Source organism: Cupriavidus sp. UBA2010, from assembly GCF_002335265.1.
Classification (GTDB): Bacteria; Pseudomonadota; Gammaproteobacteria; order Burkholderiales; family Burkholderiaceae; genus Cupriavidus; species Cupriavidus metallidurans.
On sequence record NZ_DDCI01000009.1, the window covers coordinates 299,282 to 317,425 of the forward strand.

Annotated in this window: 16 protein-coding genes; all 16 read left to right on the top strand. The window is 62.2% G+C overall.

What is annotated here, in order from left to right:
- The first annotated feature begins 17 nt into the window (after positions 1-17).
- The 16 genes from nuoL to urtB all read left to right on the top strand — a co-directional run bounded on the left by nuoL (position 18) and on the right by urtB (position 18,143).
- Positions 18-2,096 (top strand): NADH-quinone oxidoreductase subunit L, encoded by a 2,079-nt coding sequence (gene nuoL, locus B2246_RS04775; RefSeq protein WP_008643359.1) that lies wholly within the window; start codon positions 18-20, stop codon positions 2,094-2,096.
- Positions 2,097-2,124: 28 nt separating this feature from the next.
- Positions 2,125-3,591 carry an NADH-quinone oxidoreductase subunit M gene (locus B2246_RS04780; protein WP_008643361.1) on the top strand — a complete coding sequence of 489 codons (1,467 nt, stop codon included), beginning with the start codon at positions 2,125-2,127 and terminating at the stop codon, positions 3,589-3,591.
- A 19-nt stretch (positions 3,592-3,610) separates the two neighbouring features.
- Positions 3,611-5,086, top strand: a complete 1,476-nt coding sequence (gene nuoN / locus B2246_RS04785; RefSeq protein WP_008643364.1) for an NADH-quinone oxidoreductase subunit NuoN — start codon at positions 3,611-3,613, stop codon at positions 5,084-5,086.
- Between the two features lie 21 nt (positions 5,087-5,107).
- Positions 5,108-5,416: a DUF2818 family protein gene (locus B2246_RS04790; RefSeq protein ID WP_008643366.1), complete on the top strand. Its 309-nt coding sequence runs from the start codon at positions 5,108-5,110 to the stop codon at positions 5,414-5,416.
- Positions 5,417-5,465: 49 nt separating this feature from the next.
- On the top strand, positions 5,466-6,101 hold the full coding sequence (locus B2246_RS04795) for an NUDIX domain-containing protein (RefSeq protein ID WP_035881727.1): 636 nt from the start codon (positions 5,466-5,468) through the stop codon (positions 6,099-6,101).
- Positions 6,102-6,307: 206 nt separating this feature from the next.
- Positions 6,308-6,775, top strand: coding sequence for a DUF1178 family protein (locus tag B2246_RS04800; RefSeq protein WP_008643370.1), 468 nt, complete (start codon positions 6,308-6,310; stop codon positions 6,773-6,775).
- Between the two features lie 91 nt (positions 6,776-6,866).
- Entirely contained in the window at positions 6,867-8,069 is a 1,203-nt protein-coding gene (locus B2246_RS04805; RefSeq protein WP_186426412.1) for an acyl-CoA dehydrogenase family protein, read from the top strand.
- Positions 8,070-8,082: 13 nt separating this feature from the next.
- Positions 8,083-9,201 (top strand): acyl-CoA dehydrogenase family protein, encoded by a 1,119-nt coding sequence (locus tag B2246_RS04810; protein WP_011515756.1) that lies wholly within the window; start codon positions 8,083-8,085, stop codon positions 9,199-9,201.
- Positions 9,202-9,265: 64 nt separating this feature from the next.
- Positions 9,266-9,715, top strand: coding sequence for a MaoC family dehydratase (locus B2246_RS04815; protein ID WP_008643386.1), 450 nt, complete (start codon positions 9,266-9,268; stop codon positions 9,713-9,715).
- 85 nt (positions 9,716-9,800) lie between these two features.
- Positions 9,801-10,274, top strand: a complete 474-nt coding sequence (locus tag B2246_RS04820; RefSeq protein ID WP_286879907.1) for a MaoC family dehydratase — start codon at positions 9,801-9,803, stop codon at positions 10,272-10,274.
- Positions 10,275-10,876: 602 nt separating this feature from the next.
- Positions 10,877-11,845 carry a ubiquinol oxidase subunit II gene (gene cyoA / locus B2246_RS04825; protein WP_011515759.1) on the top strand — a complete coding sequence of 323 codons (969 nt, stop codon included), beginning with the start codon at positions 10,877-10,879 and terminating at the stop codon, positions 11,843-11,845.
- Positions 11,846-11,853: 8 nt separating this feature from the next.
- A complete protein-coding gene (gene cyoB / locus B2246_RS04830; protein WP_286879910.1) occupies positions 11,854-13,827 on the top strand; it encodes a cytochrome o ubiquinol oxidase subunit I in 1,974 nt (657 codons plus the stop codon).
- Positions 13,828-13,832: 5 nt separating this feature from the next.
- Positions 13,833-14,477, top strand: a complete 645-nt coding sequence (gene cyoC, locus B2246_RS04835) for a cytochrome o ubiquinol oxidase subunit III (RefSeq protein WP_008643394.1) — start codon at positions 13,833-13,835, stop codon at positions 14,475-14,477.
- Positions 14,478-14,828: a cytochrome o ubiquinol oxidase subunit IV gene (gene cyoD / locus B2246_RS04840; protein ID WP_008643397.1), complete on the top strand. Its 351-nt coding sequence runs from the start codon at positions 14,478-14,480 to the stop codon at positions 14,826-14,828.
- A gap of 317 nt (positions 14,829-15,145) precedes the next feature.
- Positions 15,146-16,405, top strand: a complete 1,260-nt coding sequence (gene urtA / locus B2246_RS04845) for an urea ABC transporter substrate-binding protein (protein WP_008643399.1) — start codon at positions 15,146-15,148, stop codon at positions 16,403-16,405.
- Between the two features lie 100 nt (positions 16,406-16,505).
- Positions 16,506-18,143 carry an urea ABC transporter permease subunit UrtB gene (gene urtB / locus B2246_RS04850; RefSeq protein ID WP_286879917.1) on the top strand — a complete coding sequence of 546 codons (1,638 nt, stop codon included), beginning with the start codon at positions 16,506-16,508 and terminating at the stop codon, positions 18,141-18,143.
- Position 18,144: the final 1 nt, after the last annotated feature.

Genomic DNA, 18,144 nt, shown 5'->3' on the forward strand with positions numbered 1-18,144 from the left:
ACACCAATAAGCGTCCTATGGCAACCACGCTCAACCCCAACCTGCTGCTGGCGATTCCGCTGGCGCCGCTCGCCGGCGCCGCGATAGCTGGTCTGTTCGGTACCAAGTTCTTCGGCACGTTTTCCTCGGAGTCGCGCGGCGGCCGGATCGTGGCGCATTCGGCAACGATTCTCGGCGTTGCCATCGCTTTCGTCCTGTCGGTGATGGTGTTGCTCGACGTGCTCAACGGCGCGGGCTACAACGCCACCGTGTACGAGTGGATGACGATCGGCAGCCTGAAGATGGAGGTCGGCTTCCTGGTCGACTCCCTGACCGCGATGATGATGGTGGTCGTGACCTTCGTCTCGCTGATGGTGCACATCTACACCGTCGGTTACATGGAAGGGGACCCCGGCTACAACCGATTCTTCGCCTACATCTCGCTCTTCACCTTCTCGATGCTGATGCTGGTGATGAGCAACAACTTCCTGCAGCTGTTCTTCGGCTGGGAAGCGGTGGGCCTGGTGTCGTACCTGCTGATCGGCTTCTGGTACACCCGCCCGACGGCGATCTTCGCGAACCTGAAGGCGTTCCTGGTCAACCGTGTGGGTGACTTTGGCTTCATTCTCGGTATCGGCCTGCTGCTGGCATACAGCGGCAGCATGAACTACACGGATGTCTTCGCTACCCGCGAGCAGCTGGCAACCGTGATCTTCCCCGGCACCGACTGGATGATGATCACCGTGGCCTGCATCTGCCTGTTCATCGGCGCGATGGGCAAGTCGGCGCAGTTCCCGCTGCACGTCTGGCTGCCTGACTCGATGGAAGGCCCGACCCCGATCTCGGCACTGATTCACGCGGCAACCATGGTGACCGCCGGTATCTTCATGGTGGCGCGCATGTCGCCGCTGTTCGAACTGTCGGACACCGCGCTGTCGTTTGTGCTGGTCATCGGCGCGATCACCGCGCTGTTCATGGGCTTCCTGGGCATCATCCAGAACGACATCAAGCGCGTGGTGGCGTACTCCACGCTGTCGCAGCTCGGTTACATGACCGTCGCGCTGGGCGCTTCGGCCTACTCGGTGGCCGTGTTCCACCTGATGACCCACGCGTTCTTCAAGGCACTGCTGTTCCTTGCCGCGGGCTCCGTGATCATCGGCATGCACCATGACCAGGACATCCGCAACATGGGCGGCCTGCGCAAGTACATGCCGATCACGTGGATCACGTCGTTGGTCGGTTCGCTGGCCCTGATCGGCACGCCGTTCTTCGCGGGCTTCTACTCGAAGGACTCGATCATCGAGGCCGTGGCCGAATCGCATATCGCTGGCTCGGGCTTCGCGTACTTCGCGGTGCTGGCCGGTGTGTTCGTGACTGCCTTCTATTCGTTCCGCATGTACTTCCTGGTGTTCCACGGTGAAGAGCGCTTCGGCAAGGCCGACGACCACCATGGCAATCACCATGACGAGGAAGTCTCGCACGATCATCACCACGGCCTGGCCCCGGGCCAGAAGCCGCACGAGTCCCCGTGGGTCGTGACGCTGCCGCTGGTGCTGCTGGCTATCCCGTCGGTGATCGTTGGCGCCATCGCCATCGAGCCGATGCTGTTCGGCGAGTTCTTCAAGCATGGCGTGGCCTTCAAGGACGTGATCTTCGTCGGCGAGAACCATCATGCGATGGAAGAGCTGAAGGAAGCGTTCCATGGCTGGGTGCCGATGGCGATTCACTCGCTGACGACGCCGGTGCTGTGGCTGGCCATCGCAGGTGTGGTGCTGTCGTGGTTCTTCTACATGAAGCGCCCGGACATCCCCGCAGCGATCAAGCAACGTTTCTCCGGTCTCTACAAGCTGCTGGACAACAAGTACTACATGGACGCGATCAACGAGGCGGTTTTCGCTCGCGGCGCGCGCCTGCTGGGTACTGGCCTGTGGAAGGGTGGTGACCAGAGCTTCATCGACGGCCTGTTCGTCAATGGTTCGGCCCGCGTGGTGGCGTCGTTCGCTGCGGCCAGCCGCTACCTGCAGTCCGGTTATATCTACCATTACGCTTTCGCAATGATCATCGGCATGTTGGTGCTCCTGACGCTGACGATCACTGGCGTGATAGGCACCAAGTGATAGGCACCAAAGCAAGGAAAACATAGAAATGGTTCTGTCTTTCGCAATCTGGCTGCCTATCTTCTTCGGGCTGGTGGTATTGATGTTCGGCTCCGACCGAAGCAAATGCTTCGTGCGCTGGATGGCGCTGTTCGGTGCTATCGTCAGCTTTGCCGTCACGCTGCCGCTGATCTTCCACTTCGACACCGCTTCCGCTGCGATGCAGTTCGTCGAGCAGGCGAACTGGATCGAACGCTTCAACATCCAGTACCACCTGGGTGTGGATGGCATCTCGATGTGGTTCGTGGTGCTGACCGCATTCATCACCGTGATCGTCGTGATCTCGGCCTGGGAAGTGATCACCGAACGCGTGGCCGAATACATGGCCTCGTTCCTGATCCTGTCGGGCCTGATGGTCGGTGTCTTCTCGTCGCTGGACGGCTTGCTGTTCTACGTGTTCTTCGAAGCCACGCTGATCCCGATGTACATCATCATCGGCGTCTGGGGTGGCCCGAACCGCGTGTATGCGGCGTTCAAGTTCTTCCTCTACACGCTGCTCGGCTCGCTGCTGACGCTGGTCGCGCTGCTGTACCTGTACAACAAGACGGGCTCGTTCGACATCCTGACCTGGCACCAGGCCAAGCTGACGATGAACGAGCAGATCGCGATCTTCCTCGCGTTCTTCATGGCCTTCGCGGTGAAGGTGCCGATGTGGCCGGTGCACACCTGGCTGCCGGACGCCCACGTGGAAGCGCCGACCGGCGGTTCCGTGGTGCTGGCGGCGATCATGCTGAAGCTGGGTGCCTACGGTTTCCTGCGGTTCTCGCTGCCGATCGCCCCGGACGCCAGCCACTACCTGGCCCCGTTCATCATCACGATCTCGCTGATCGCCGTGATCTACATCGGCCTCGTGGCACTGGTCCAGGCCGACATGAAGAAGCTGGTGGCGTACTCGTCGATCGCGCACATGGGTTTCGTGACGCTCGGTTTCTTCATCTTCAATGAGATCGGCATCGAGGGCGGCATCATCCAGATGATCTCGCACGGTTTCGTGTCGGGCGCGATGTTCCTGTGTATCGGTGTGCTCTATGACCGCGTGCACTCGCGCCAGATCGCCGATTACGGCGGTGTGGTGAACGTGATGCCGAAGTTCGCGGCGCTGTCGGTGTTCTTCGCGATGGCCAACTGCGGTCTGCCGGCTACCTCGGGCTTCGTGGGCGAATTCATGGTGATCCTGGGTGCCGTCAAGTTCAACTTCTGGATCGGTCTGCTGGCCGCCACGGCCCTGATCTTCGGCGCGGCTTACTCGCTGTGGATGGTCAAGCGCGTGATCTTCGGCGATATCGTGCACGAGCACGTCCGCGAACTGGTGGACCTGAACAAGCGTGAATTCTTCATGCTCGGTCTGCTGGCGATCATGACGCTGTATATGGGTCTGTACCCGAAACCCTTCACCGACGTGATGCACGCCTCGGTGGTGAACCTGCTGTCCCACGTGGCACAGTCCAAGCTGTAAGCGGGGGAGAGAAATCAACATGCAATCGTCCTCTAGCCTGGCCCCCGTGGCGCCAATCATTTTTCTGGCGATCGCCATTGCGGCGATCAACTGGATCGACCTAGCCCGCGGCAAGAACCGCACCAGCGTGGCGTACCCGCTGTCGCTGCTGACTACACTGGTGCTGACCGTGTGGTTCGGCATCGACGCGGCAGGCGGCGAAACGCACTACGCGTTCGCCAACCTGGTCGTGATCGACCCGATGGCGAACGTGCTGGCCGCGTTCTGCTCGTTGGGTATGCTTCTGACGCTGATTTACACGCGTAGCTACCTGGCCGAACGGGACATGTTCGCAGGCGAGTTCTACATGCTCGCGCTGTTCACGCTCGGCGGTCAGATCGTGATGATCACCGGCAACAACTTCCTGACGCTGTACCTGGGTCTGGAACTGCTGTCGCTGTCGTCGTATGCGCTGGTTGCCCTGCGCCGCGAGTCGCGCGTGACGTCCGAATCGGCGATCAAGTACTTCGTGCTGGGCGCACTGGCATCGGGCTTCCTGCTCTACGGCATGTCGATGATGTACGGTGCCACCGGTTCGCTGAACCTGGGTGAAGTGTTCCGCGTGGTCGAGTCGGGCCGCGTCAACACGACGATGCTGGCCTTCGGTGTGGTGTTCATCGTGGCCGGTGTGGCGTTCAAGCTGGGTGCCGCACCGTTCCATATGTGGATCCCGGACATCTACCAGGGTTCGCCGACCGCTGTGACGCTGCTGATCGCTGCTGGTCCGAAGGTTGCCGCATTCGCGCTGATCATCCGCCTGCTGGTGGAGGGCCTGCTGCCGCTGGCGACCGACTGGCAGGTCATGCTGGTGATCCTGTCGATTGCTTCGCTGGTCATCGGTAACCTGACGGCTATCGTTCAGACAAATCTGAAGCGGATGCTGGCGTACTCGACGATCTCCCACATGGGCTTCGTGCTGCTGGGCATGCTTTCGGGCGTGGTGGCCAACAAGGCCGACGGCGCAGTGAATGCCTACAGCTCGTCGATGTTCTACTCGATCACGTACATGCTGACCACGCTGGGCACGTTCGGCCTGATCCTGGTTCGCACGCGCAAGGGCTTCGAGGCAGAAACGCTCGACGACCTGAAGGGCATGTCGCGCCGTCATCCGTGGTTCGCGTTCCTGATGCTGGTGATGATGTTCTCGATGGCCGGCATTCCGCCGACCGTCGGCTTCTATGCCAAGCTGTCGGTGCTGCAGGCGGTCGTGTCGGCAGGCATGAGCTGGCTGGCCGTGGTGGCAGTGGTGTTCTCGCTGATCGGCGCGTTCTACTACCTGCGCATTGTGAAGCTGATGTACTTCGATGCACCGGTTGGCGAAGAGCCGCTGGAAGCGTCGACTGGCCTGCGTTCGGTGCTGAGTCTGAACGGTCTGGCAGTGATCCTGCTGGGTCTGTTCCCGGCTGGCCTGATGGACCTGTGCTTCCAGGCCATCCGTGCTACGCTGGCGTCCTGATTTTTCAGGCAAGGTGACGCAATGAGTTCCTCGGCAGGTGGTTGGTTTGTCATCCTTTTGGCACTGGTGTGTGCCAATCTGCCGTTCGTCAACCAGCGCCTGTTCGCGGCGGTGGGCCTGAAGTGGGCCCGCAAGCCGCTGTGGCTGCGCCTGGTGGAACTCTTCATGTGGTACGTGGTGGCCGGCCTTGCCGGTTTCGCGGTGGAGGCGAGCCTCGGCAACGCCTTCCCGCAAGGCTGGCAGTTCTACGCCATCACCGCCTGCATGATGCTGGTGTTTGCCTTCCCCGGCTTCACCTGGCAATACCTGGTCAAACATCGCACGGCCTGATTGCGGCCAGACCCTCGCGCCCGGGGCCCGTGCCACACCCGGAGCGTTCATGATCGACAAGACCCCCGCCGTATCGTCCGAAGAGCGTGACGATCACCTCAGGGAAACTGCCGTCGCTTCCGCGACCATCCATCGCGGCAAATTCCTCACCCTCAAGCAAGACATCGTGCGCCTGCCCAATGGCAAGCAAGCCGGGCGCGAGTACGTGCTGCATCCGGGCGCAGTCATGATGATCCCGCTGTTCGATGACGGCTCGGTGCTGATGGAGCGCCAGTTCCGCTACCCGATCGGTGAAGTGATGCTCGAATTTCCGGCCGGCAAGCTCGATCCGGAAGAGGGCGCGCAGCGCTGTGGCGAACGTGAGTTGCTCGAGGAAACCGGCTACACCGCGCGTCGCTGGGACTACCTGACGCGGATCCACCCTGTGATCTCCTACTCGACCGAGTTCATCGACCTGTTCCTGGCGCGTGATCTGACCGCCGGCGAGGCGAAACTCGACGATGGCGAGTTCCTGGAAACCTTTATCACGCCGGTGGGCCAGGTGATCGATTGGGTACGTCAGGGGCGTATTACCGACGTCAAGACGATTATCGGCGCGCTCTGGCTGGAGAAGATCGTCTCTGGCGCCTGGCAGCCGGGCGAGCAAAGCGAGCCTCCGTTTCCTGACAATCGCAGCATCGGCTGAAACGGCGCATAACTGCTAAGCTACTGCGCCGCCTTGCAGGCTTGTGGCTGGCCCAGTGCCAGTCTCCGCATGGGGTTTTCCCTTGCTCCGGCGTAATTGTGTTTAGGACGCATCCTGCCAGGCAAAAACGGTCAGCGAAAAAATTAGCACGACCGTTCACAAAATTTCGATTCACGGCTAATATTGCCCGACGGGCTGGAAAGATCATGAAGGTGCTCGACCTGCGCTGTGCGCAAGACCATCGTTTCGAGGGTTGGTTTGCCTCGGAGGAAGATGCGCAATCGCAGATTTCGCGTGACCTCGTCCAATGCCCGGTCTGTGGTGACCATGCCGTCTCCCGCCTGCCCAGCGCGCCGCGCCTGAATCTTTCGGGTGCCACCGCCAAGCCGGCGCAGACGCAGGTCCGGAACGCCGAGGAAGGCAAGGCCGACGCGCAGCAGATGATGCAGGCGCTGCAGGCCCACTATCTGAAGGCAGTCCGGCAGGTACTGGCGCAGACCGAGGACGTGGGAGAACGTTTCGCCGAGGAAGCGCGGCGCATGCACTACGAGGAAGCGCCGGAGCGCGGTATCCGCGGTTCGGCAACGCCGGAAGACGTGCAGGCGCTGGCCGACGAAGGCATCGAGACCTTTCCGCTCATCGTGCCGGATGCGCTGAAGCAGACGGCCCACTGAACAAGCATCCTGTGCCCGGTTTACCTCGCGCAGTGATGCGCGAGGTAAAACAAACGGCCGGCGCCCGCCGGCACCACCAATGGAGACGGGCATGGATCTCAATTACTCGGCGGCCGACATCGCCTTCCGTCAGGAAGTGCGTAGCTGGCTCGAAGCCAACCTGCCGGCGGAAATCCGCGAAAAGGTACTCAACCACCGCCGCCCCAACCGCGACGATCTGGTGCGCTGGCACAAGATCCTGGCCGGCAAGGGCTGGTCCGCGCCGCACTGGCCGGTCGACTTCGGTGGCACGGGCTGGAACGCCACGCAACGCCACATCTGGGACGAGGAGAATGCCCGCGTCGGCGCGCCTGGCGTGCTGCCGTTCGGCGTGGCGATGGTCGCGCCCGTGATCATGAAGTACGGCAACGCAGAGCAGAAGTCGTACTACCTGCCGCGTATCCTCGACTGCACCGACTGGTGGTGCCAGGGTTATTCGGAGCCGGGTTCGGGTTCGGATCTGGCTTCGCTGAAGACCCGTGCCGAGTTGACGTCGGATGGCAAGCACTACATCGTCAACGGCCAGAAGACCTGGACCACGCTCGGCCAGCACGCCGACATGATCTTCTGCCTGGTGCGCACCGACCCCGAGGCCAAGAAGCAAGAGGGCATTTCGTTCCTGCTGATCGATATGAAGACGCCGGGCATCACCGTGCGCCCGATCATCATGCTCGACGAAGAGCATGAAGTGAACGAAGTCTTCTTCGACAACGTCAAGGTGCCGGTCGAAAACCGCGTCGGCGAGGAAAACCGTGGCTGGACCTATGCCAAGTACCTGCTCGGCCATGAGCGTACCGGAATTGCGCGCGTGGGTAACTCCAAGCGCGAACTGGGCTTCCTGAAGCGCGTTGCCCGCCAGCAGCAGAAGAACGGCAAGCCGCTGCTCGAGGATCCGGTATTTGGCGCCAAGGTCGCCGCGCTGGAAATCGAACTGATGGCGCTGGAGATCACCGTGCTGCGCGTGGTGTCGAGCGAAGCCGCTGGCAAGGGCCCCGGCCCCGAGGCATCGATGCTCAAGATCAAGGGCACCGAGATCCAGCAGATGCTGACCGAACTGATGGTCGAAGCGGTCGGCCCGTACGCCCAGCCGTTCGATCCGGCGTACCTGGAGTGCGAACACGAGCACGCCGTGACCGGCTACGACGACGCCGCCCCGCTGGCCGCGTACTACTTCAACTATCGCAAGACCTCCATCTACGGCGGTTCGAACGAAATCCAAAAGAACATCATCAGCCAGATGATTCTGGGGCTGTGAGGAGACACGCAACATGAACTTCAATCTCAGCGACGAACAGAAGCAACTGGCCGACGCGATTCGCCGTTTTGTCGAGAAGAGCTACGACTTCGAATCGCGCAAGAAGAACATCAAGGGCGCGAATGGTTACGGCGAGCAGGCCTGGGGCGGATTGGTCGAACTCGGCCTGACCGCACTGCCGGTGCCCGAAGCGCAAGGCGGCTTCTCCGGTACGGCTGTCGACATGATGGTGGTGCAGCAGGAACTGGGCCGCGGCCTGGTGGTGGAGCCGTACTTCGCGACGGTGGTGGCCGCGCAGGCGCTCAAGCTGGCCGGTGGCCAGGAAGCGCTGCTCGAGCAGGTGGCTGGTGGCGAACTGAAGCTGGCCACGGCGTTCAATGAGCAGCAGGCACGCCATGAACTGAACAACGTGACCGTGACGGCCAAGGGCGGCAAGCTCAACGGTCGCAAGGTCGTGGTGACCCACGGCGCCCAGGCTGACAAGCTCGTGGTGTCGGCACGCACCAGCGGCGCCCAGTCGGACCGTGACGGCATCTCGCTGTTCCTGGTCGATACCAAGGGTGCCGGCGTCAGCGTCAAGGACTATCGCACGATCGACAACCTCCATGCGGCCGACGTGACGTTCCAGGATGCACCGGCCACGCTGATCGGCACGGAAGGCAAGGGCTGGGATGTGCTCGAGGCCACCGCCGACTACGCCGCCGTGCTGCTGTGCGCCGAAGCCGTCGGTGTCATGGATACGCTCAACGCCGCCACGCTCGAGTACGCGAAGACCCGCCAGCAGTTCGGCGTGGCCATCGCGCGCTTCCAGGCGCTGCAGCACCGTATGGTCGAGATGATGATCCATGCGGAGCAGTCGCGTTCGATCACGCTGCTGGCCGCGGCGCGCTTCGACGAGGCCAGCCCCGAGGAGCGCCGCCGCTACGTGTCCGCCGCCAAGGCGCGCGTCGGCGTGGCAGCCCGCTCGGTGGGGCAGGAAGCCGTGCAGATCCACGGTGGCATGGGTGTGACCGACGAACTGCCGGCCGCGCACATGTTCAAGCGCCTCACGCTGATCAATACGACCTTCGGCGATGTGGACCACCATCTGGGCCGCTTCGCCAGCCAGCCTGGCTTCCAGGAAGCTGCCTGAGTATTGCGTAAGTGTTCAAACCGCGCCGGTGACCCCGAGCGCGGTTTTTTCATTGGAGGACTTGATGTCCAAGATGTATTTCGAGGATTACGTCGTCGGCAGCGAACACCCGCTCGGGAGCTATACGGTCACTGAAGAGGAGATCATCAGCTTCGCGCGCCAGTACGACCCGCAACCGTTTCACGTCGACAAGGCCGCGGCGGAGCAGAGCATCTACGGTGGGCTGATTTCCAGCGGCTGGATGACCTGCGGCATCATCATGCGTCTGCTGGTGCTGTCGATGGGGGATCGCTCCACCAGCATGGGGTCGCCCGGCGTGGATGAAGTCCGCTGGATCAAGCCGGTCTATGCCGGTGACACCCTGACTGCCGTGCTGAGGGTTCTGGACGTGCGTCCGTCGAGTTCCAAGCCTGACCGCGGCGTGGTGATGACCCAGTGGGTGGCCAGCAACCAGAAGGGCGAGGTTGTGTGCACGGTCAAGGGCATGGGGATGTACAAGCGCCGCCCGGCCTGACGCACGCCGTTTGTTCACTTCCCTCTGCCGCACGCGGGAGAGGGGGCCTACCCAATCAGAAAAGAACGACAAGGAGACAAGCACCATGCGTACCATCGCATCGTTGGAAGAACTGGAGTCGCTGCAGGGCGAGGAAGTGGCTGTCAGCGACTGGATCGAAATCACGCAGCAGCAGGTGAGCCTGTTTGCCGAGGCCACGGGCGATCACCAGTGGATCCATATCGACGTCGAGCGTGCCAAGCGTGAGTCGCCGTTCGGCGCGCCGATCGCGCACGGCTTCCTGACCCTTTCGCTGCTGCCCCAGCTGATGCAGAACGCAATCCACATGGAAGGCGTCAAGATGGGCGTCAACTATGGTCTGAATCGCGTTCGTTTCACATCGCCGGTGCCGGTGGGCAGCCGTCTGCGAGGACGCGTGAAGCTGCTCAAGGTTGAGCGGCTGGAGCCGCTGCCGAATGGCCTGGTCGGTGCCCAGTCCACCTGGGAGGTGACGATCGAGCGGGAAGGCGCCGATCGACCGGTCTGCGTAGCGGAATCGATCAGCCGACGCTACTCCTGACGTATCCAATTCGTCAGTACTGTCGCTCGACAATAAGGGCCGCGAGATCGCGGCCCTTATCATTTGTCCAGCGAAATCGTGGAAAAACAAGCAACCACGATATAACTGTTACCCCGTTGCGACAGGTCAAGGAATTGTCCGATTAAAAGAACAGTGTTTCTGTTGTGTCTGGGTTTACCCGTAATGTTGCGTTGCGGTACAGTCCCGGCCACGATGTTTTATGTAATGCGATATCCGCTCGGAGACCGTTCTCACTGCGCTGGTGAGGCGGTTGAAGCAAGTGGATATGGCGTGAACATCGTGACACAACGCTCGTTCCGGTGGCATTTCCGAACCGGGGCAGACGCAGTTCAGGCAGTCGGTCACCTCAGCGCACGCACCCGCCCCCTCAGGCGCGCGCACGCAGTCGTCAGTTGCTGTCCAAGCCGCGTTCATGGCGTTGCCCGGCCGCATGGTCCGCAGGCGTTTGCATCGCCCATTTCGCAGCGCCAGCTTTGGACACGTCCTCCGGTTTTCCCCAGCCCAGCCAGCCAGTTGCCCCGTGCAGCAGGTAGGCGGTGCCACGCTTGTGCACAGGCGTGGCGCAACCAGACCGTCGTGACATGAAGAAACCAAAAATGCCGCCCCTGATGCGGTACCTGCCTTGCCTTGGCCTGCTCCTGTTGGCCGGCTGCGACTTCGCGCTGATGAACCCGAAAGGGCAAGTCGGCGTCGACATCAAGGGCATCATCCTGATCGCCACCTGGCTGATGCTGCTGGTCGTCGTACCGGTCATCATCCTGACGCTCGTGTTCGCGTGGAAGTATCGCGCCAGCAACACGTCTGCTGAATACGATCCGAACTGGTCGCACTCCACCCGCATCGAAGTGGTGGTTTGGCTGATCCCCTGCCTGATCATCATCGCGCTGGGCATCATCACCTGGAAGTCGTCGCACGATCTCGACCCGTACAAGCCGCTCGAGTCGAACGTCAAGCCGGTGACCGTGGAAGCCGTGGCGATGAACTGGAAATGGCTGTTCATCTATCCGGAACTGAAGATCGCGACGGTGAACCAGCTCGCGCTGCCGGTGAACACGCCGGTGAACTTCAAGATCACGTCGGATTCGATCATGAATTCGTTCTTCATCCCGCAACTGGGTAGCCAGGTTTACGCCATGGCTGGGATGGAGACCAAGCTGCACCTCATCGCCAATGAAGCCGGCACGTTTGACGGCATGTCCGCCAACTACAGCGGCGGCGGCTTCTCGGGCATGAAGTTCAAGGCCATCGCCATGTCGAATTTCGAGTTCGACAAGTGGGTGGAAAAGGTGCGCGCGTCCGAAAAGCAGCTCGCGTCCGAGGACTACAAGGTCCTGGCCAAGCCGAGCGAAGCGGAACCGGTGACGTACTTCGGCAAGGTCGAAGACGGTCTGTACACCGGCATCCTGCATCAGTACATGGGCGGCGACGGCCATGCAATGGCCCGCGAAGGTTTTGATGGCGGTCCGGTCTGCACGTCGCGTAACACGCTCGGTGAAGAGCGGGTGTCCATGGCCACGCCGGCCAAGCCGGCGCTGGGCGCGCAAATCTAGGAGCAATGATGTTTGGCAAATTGAGTTTGTCGGCGATTCCGTTTCATGAGCCGATCATCATGATCACGCTGAGCTGCGTGGCCCTTGGCGGGCTGGCGCTGCTCGGTGCGATCACGTACTTCAAGAAGTGGGACTACCTGTGGACCGAGTGGATTACCTCGGTCGATCACAAGCGCATCGGCGTGATGTACTCGCTGGTGGCGCTGATCATGCTGCTGCGCGGCTTTGCCGACGCCGTCATGATGCGTACCCAGCTGGCGGTTGCCACCAACGGCTCCACCGGCTTCCTGCCGCCCGAGCACTATGACCAGGTGTTCACGGCCCACGGCGTGATCATGATCTTCTTCGTGGCCATGCCGCTGATGACGGGTCTGATGAACCTCGTGGTGCCCCTGCAGATCGGCGCGCGCGACGTGGCATTCCCGTTCCTGAACACGCTGAGCTTCTGGCTGTTCGTGGCCGGCGCGATGCTCGTGAACGTCTCGCTGGGCGTTGGCGAATTCGCGCGTACCGGCTGGCTGGCCTATCCGCCGCTGTCGGGTCTGGACTACAGCCCGGGCGTGGGGGTGGACTACTACCTCTGGTCGCTGCAGATATCAGGGCTAGGGACATTGCTGACCGGCGTGAACTTCCTGGTGACCATCCTGAAGATGCGCGCCCCGGGCATGACGCTGATGCGCATGCCGGTGTTCACCTGGACGGTCCTGTGCACCAACGTGCTGATCGTGGCTGCCTTCCCGGTGCTGACGGTGTCGCTGGCACTGCTGGGCCTGGACCGCTACTTCGACATGCACTTCTTCACGAACAACGGCGGCGGTAACGCCATGATGTACGTGAACCTGATCTGGATCTGGGGCCACCCCGAGGTCTACATCCTGATCCTGCCGGCGTTCGGTATCTTCTCGGAAATCATCTCGACGTTCTCGGGCAAGAAGCTGTTCGGCTACAAGGGGATGGTGTATGCCACCAGCGCGATCATGGTGCTGTCGTTCATCGTGTGGCTGCACCACTTCTTCACGATGGGCTCCGGCGCCAACGTGAACGCGTTCTTCGGCATCACGACGATGATCATCTCGATCCCGACGGGCGTGAAGATCTTCAACTGGCTGTTCACGATGTACCGTGGCCGCGTGCAATTCACGTCGCCGGTGCTGTGGACGCTGGGCTTCATGATTACGTTCGTGATCGGTGGCATGACTGGCGTGCTGATGGCCGTGCCGGCCGCTGACTTCGTGCTGCACAACAGCCTGTTCCTGATTGCTCACTTCCACAACGTGATCATCGGCGGCGTGCTGTTCGGCTACCTGGCCGGCGTGACCTACTGGTGGCCGAAGGCCTTCGGCTTCAAGCTGAACGAGCGTCTGGGCAAGTGCGCCTTCTGGTGCTGGCTGGTGGGCTTCTACTTCGCCTTCATGCCGCTGTACGTGCTGGGCCTGATGGGCATGACCCGTCGTCTGAACCACACCGACAACCCGGCCTGGACGCCGTGGCTGCATCTGGCCGTGGTGGGCGTGGTGTTCGTGGCGCTGGGTATCTTCTTCCAGGTGCTGCAGATCGTCGTGTCGATCCGCGACCGCAAGAAGCTGGCAGACGTGACGGGCGACCCGTGGGGTGGCCGCACGCTGGAATGGGCAACTTCGTCGCCCCCGGCGTTCTACAACTTCGCGCACACCCCGGTGGTGCGTGACCTGGACGCGTTCGCCGACATGAAGGCCCGTGGCGAGACGATCCGCACGGATGGCTTCGAGCAGATTCACATGCCGAAGAACACCGCGGCTGGTTTCTACATGGGTGCATTCAGCCTGGCGCTGGGCTTCGCGCTGACGTGGCACATCTGGTGGCTTGCCGCCGTGGGCCTGATCGGCATGGTCGTAGCGTTCATCCGCCGCGCCAACGATGACCACATCGATTACTACGTGCCGGCCTCCGAGGTCGAGCAGATCGAAACGCGCTACCAGCAGCGCATTGCTGCCCAGGGCTGATAACTATGTCGACAGAAGTTCTTGACCGCTTCGGGGCGAAAGCCCCTGCGCATGCGCACTCGCACGACGAGGCGCACGACCACGCGCATCACGACACCAGCGAGAACACCGTCTTCGGTTTCTGGCTGTACCTGATGAGCGACTGCATCTTGTTCGCGTGCCTGTTCGCCGCCTTCGCCGTCCTGCGCGGCGAAGTGGCGGGTGGCCCGTCGGGCAAGGAGATCTTCGAGCTCAACTACGTGCTCGTGGAAACCGCCATCCTGCTGTTCTCGTCGATCACCTATGGCTTTGCCATGGTGTCGATGCAGAACCATCAGAAGGGCCGCGTGATGTTCTGGCTGGGCGTGACGTTCCTGCTGGGCGCCGCGTTCATGGGCATGGAAATCAACGAGTTCGCGCACCTGATTCACGAGGGTGCCGGCCCGAGCCGCAGCGCGTTCCTGTCGTCGTTCTTCACGCTCGTGGGTACCCACGGTCTGCACGTTGCCAGCGGCATGCTGTGGATGCTCGTGCTGATGTGGCAACTGTCGAAGAAGGGCCTGACCCCGGTCGTGGCCAAGCGCCTGAACTGCCTCAGCCTGTTCTGGCACTTCCTGGACGTGGTCTGGATCGGTGTGTTCACCGTGGTCTACCTGATGGGAGCAATGTAAATGGCACAGCAACACGCTTCGACCGCCGCTCACGGCGCGTCGCATGGCCACAGCAGCGTCAAGTCGTATGTGATCGGTTTCGTGCTGGCGGTGATCCTGACCGTGATTCCGTTCAAGATCGTCATGGACGGCACGATGGAACGCGGCACCATGCTGTGGATCATCCTGGGCATGGCGGCCGTTCAGATCGTCGTGCACCTGAAGTACTTCCTGCATCTGGATGGTTCGAACGGTCAGCGCTGGAACGTGATGGCGCTGCTGTTCACGGTACTGATCCTGTTCATCGTGCTGGCCGGTTCGCTCTGGATCATGCACAACATGAACGCCAACATGATGCCGTGGATGAAGTAACGGTTCATACGGTCGTTTGAAAACGGGGCCTTCGGGCCCCGTTTTTTATTGGCCACGGTGCGCAACGCACCGGCATCGGCCACGGCTGCACCGGTTCACGCCGGACCGCACCCGAACGGCGCTGCACATTCGCGGTGCGCCTGCGGATTTCCCTCTGGCCCCGCCAGCGGCACCAGCGTGGTGCGGCACGGCCTTCCTCCCGTCGATTTGTCACGTAATGGTGACCCGGTCATGCGTGTTTCCCTTGGCACGCTAGTTGCAGATGTGCTCTCCGGGGTGCGTAGTCCCTAATCACATACGACAAACTGGGAGCTGCAATGAAACGACGTGACATGCTGAAGCTGTCGGCGGTGGCCGCCGCGGCGATGATCGGTACCAGCCCGCTGATGGCGCAGACCAAGGAGCCGATCAAGGTCGGCATCCTGCATTCGCTATCGGGCACGATGGCCATCTCCGAAACGTCGCTCAAGGACGTGGCGCTGATGACGATCGACGAGATCAACAAGAGCGGCGGCGTGCTGGGCCGCAAGCTCGAGCCCGTGGTGGTGGACCCCGCTTCCAACTGGCCGCTCTTCGCGGAGAAGGCGCGTCAGCTCATCACCAAGGACAAGGTGGCGGTCACGTTCGGATGCTGGACGTCGGTATCGCGCAAGTCGGTGCTCCCGGTCTATGAGGAAACCAACGCGCTGCTGTTCTACCCGGTGCAGTACGAAGGTGAGGAGATGTCGAAGAACGTGTTCTACACGGGCGCGGCACCCAACCAGCAGGCGATCCCGGCGGTGGAATACCTGATGAGCAAGGAGGGCGGCGGCGCGAAGCGCTTCTTCCTGCTGGGTACCGACTACGTCTATCCGCGCACTACCAACAAGATCCTGCGTGCGTTCCTGAAGAGCAAGGGCGTGGAGGACAAGGACATCGAAGAGGTCTACACCCCGTTCGGCCATAGCGACTACCAGACCATCGTCGCCAACATCAAGAAGTTCTCGCAGGGTGGCAAGACCGCCGTGATCTCCACGATCAATGGCGACTCGAACGTGCCGTTCTACAAGGAACTCGGCAACGCCGGCCTGAAGGCCAAGGACGTGCCGGTGGTGGCCTTCTCGGTCGGCGAGGAAGAGCTGCGCGGCATCGACACCAAGCCGCTGGTGGGCCATCTGGCTGCATGGAACTACTTCATGTCGGTCAAGAACCCCGAGAACGAGGCGTTCAAGAAGCAGTGGGCCGCGTGGGTCAAGGCCAACAACCTGCCGGGCGGCGACAAGCGCGTGACCAACGACCCGATGGAAGCTACCTACGTGGGCATCCATATGTGGGCGCAGGCCGTGAAGAAGGCAGGCAGCACCGATCCGGACAAGGTGCGTGCCGCGATGTACGGCCAGACCTTCAAGGCGCCCGATGGCTTCACGCTGACGATGGGTGACAACCACCATCTCTACAAGCCCGTGATGATTGGCGAGGTCAAGGGCGACGGCCAGTTCTCGGTGGTGTGGAAGACGCCGAAGCCGGTCCGCGCGCAGCCGTGGAGCCCGTTCATCGCCGGCAATGAAGGCAAGGCGGACAAGGTGGCGGGGAACTGACGGTCTGTTGCTCCCACTCCCGTGCTCGGGAGTGGGAGCAAACCACAGGTGAACGCCAACAACCCCAAGATGCGATCCATCGCGCGAACCAGGCTCCTGAATGCACCGACCCAATATCCGTACATGGCTGCGTGTCATGCTCGCCGCGCTGCTGCTGGCCGCGGCACCGTTGTGGGCCGCCACGCCGCTGACGCAGGCCGACCTCAAGCCATTGGCCGAGGATGACTACGATGCCAAGACCGCGGCGCTGAACAAGCTCACTCAGGCACCGGCGGAGCAGGCCGGTCCGATCCTGAAGGCCTTGCAGGATGACGCGCTGCAGTACGCGCCCACCGTCGGCATGGTGCGGCAGGATGGCGACAAGACCGTCGACGCGGTCAGCGGCAAGCCGGTCACCGTGAAGGCGGACGAGCTCGAATCGCTGACGCTGAATAACAGCCTGCGCGCCATCGTCGATAGTGCCGCGAGCAGCCTGGAGCTGCAGTCACCGGACATCGCGGTGCGCACGCAGGCCATCAGTACGCTGCTCGATCAACCGGAGAACGCTTCGCGTGCGGCGGTGGAGGCCGCGCGCAAGGCCGAGGCCGATGCCGGACTGCGGGCGAGGCTCGACGTGATCTGGGCCAACACGGTTCTCGCGCAAGGCGCCGAGGCGGGCCGGGACGCGCGTATCGAGGCGATTCGCATCCTCGGCCACGACAGCAATCCGCAATCGCGCCAGAAGCTGATGCCGCTGGTTGAGCGCGACGCGGCCGGCAAGTACAAGGAGGCCGACGAAGGCGTGCGTGTGGCCGCGCAAGTGGCCATTGACCAGTTGCGTACCGAACAGCGCCGCGCCGAACTGCTCGGCAACCTGTTCGCGGGTCTGAGCCTTGGCAGCGTGCTGCTGCTGGCGGCGCTGGGTCTGGCGATCACGTACGGGCTGATCGGCGTCATCAACATGGCGCACGGCGAGTTTCTGATGATCGGCGCCTATGCCACCTACGTGGTGCAGACGCTGTTTCGTGCCTACGCGCCCAATGCGTTTGACTGGTACCTCGTGGCGGCCGTGCCGGTGTCGTTCCTGGCTGCCGGAGCCGTTGGTTTCGCGCTCGAGCGAATCGTGCTGCGCCATCTCTATGGCCGCCCGCTGGAGACGCTGCTGGCCACGTTCGGTGTCAGCCTGCTGATGATGCAGGCCGTGCGTACGATCTTCGGCGCACAGAACGTGGAAGTGGCCAATCCTGCGTGGATGAGCGGCGGCATCGAGGCACTCGCCGGGCTCGTGATTCCGTACAACCGCATCATCATCATCCTGTTCGCGCTGGGCGTGGTGACGGTGGCATGGGCCGTGCTGAATCGCACGCGCCTGGGTCTGTTCGTGCGCGCCACGACGCAGAACCGCACGATGGCGGCCTGCGTGGGCGTGCGGACGTGGAAGGTGGACAGCTACGCGTTCGCATTTGGCGCCGGCATCGCCGGGCTCGGCGGTTGCGCGCTCTCGCAGATCGGTAACGTGGGCCCGGACCTGGGGCAGGCCTACATCATCGACTCGTTCATGGTGGTGGTGCTGGGTGGCGTCGGGCAGCTGGCGGGCACGATCGTGGGCGCGTTCGGCCTCGGCATCATCAACAAATTCATCGAGCCGTTCTATGGCGCGGTGCTGGCCAAGATCTTCGTCCTCGTGCTGATCGTGCTGTTCATCCAGAAGCGGCCACAAGGACTTTTCGCGCTCAAGGGGCGCAGCGCGGAGGCCTGAC

Bases quoted from the DNA above. Each gene is read 5' to 3' on its own strand.
- cyoA (WP_011515759.1), top strand. From the start codon at position 10,877: ATGAAGAAACCAAAAATGCCGCCCCTGATGCGGTACCTGCCTTGCCTT.
- nuoN (WP_008643364.1), top strand. From the start codon at position 3,611: ATGCAATCGTCCTCTAGCCTGGCCCCCGTGGCGCCAATCATTTTTCTG.
- cyoD (WP_008643397.1), top strand. From the start codon at position 14,478: ATGGCACAGCAACACGCTTCGACCGCCGCTCACGGCGCGTCGCATGGC.
- B2246_RS04795 (WP_035881727.1), top strand. From the start codon at position 5,466: ATGATCGACAAGACCCCCGCCGTATCGTCCGAAGAGCGTGACGATCAC.
- urtB (WP_286879917.1), top strand. From the start codon at position 16,506: ATGCACCGACCCAATATCCGTACATGGCTGCGTGTCATGCTCGCCGCG.
- B2246_RS04810 (WP_011515756.1), top strand. From the start codon at position 8,083: ATGAACTTCAATCTCAGCGACGAACAGAAGCAACTGGCCGACGCGATT.
- B2246_RS04820 (WP_286879907.1), top strand. From the start codon at position 9,801: ATGCGTACCATCGCATCGTTGGAAGAACTGGAGTCGCTGCAGGGCGAG.
- urtA (WP_008643399.1), top strand. From the start codon at position 15,146: ATGAAACGACGTGACATGCTGAAGCTGTCGGCGGTGGCCGCCGCGGCG.
- B2246_RS04790 (WP_008643366.1), top strand. From the start codon at position 5,108: ATGAGTTCCTCGGCAGGTGGTTGGTTTGTCATCCTTTTGGCACTGGTG.
- B2246_RS04815 (WP_008643386.1), top strand. From the start codon at position 9,266: ATGTCCAAGATGTATTTCGAGGATTACGTCGTCGGCAGCGAACACCCG.
- cyoC (WP_008643394.1), top strand. From the start codon at position 13,833: ATGTCGACAGAAGTTCTTGACCGCTTCGGGGCGAAAGCCCCTGCGCAT.
- nuoL (WP_008643359.1), top strand. From the start codon at position 18: ATGGCAACCACGCTCAACCCCAACCTGCTGCTGGCGATTCCGCTGGCG.
- B2246_RS04780 (WP_008643361.1), top strand. From the start codon at position 2,125: ATGGTTCTGTCTTTCGCAATCTGGCTGCCTATCTTCTTCGGGCTGGTG.
- B2246_RS04800 (WP_008643370.1), top strand. From the start codon at position 6,308: ATGAAGGTGCTCGACCTGCGCTGTGCGCAAGACCATCGTTTCGAGGGT.
- B2246_RS04805 (WP_186426412.1), top strand. From the start codon at position 6,867: ATGGATCTCAATTACTCGGCGGCCGACATCGCCTTCCGTCAGGAAGTG.
- cyoB (WP_286879910.1), top strand. From the start codon at position 11,854: ATGTTTGGCAAATTGAGTTTGTCGGCGATTCCGTTTCATGAGCCGATC.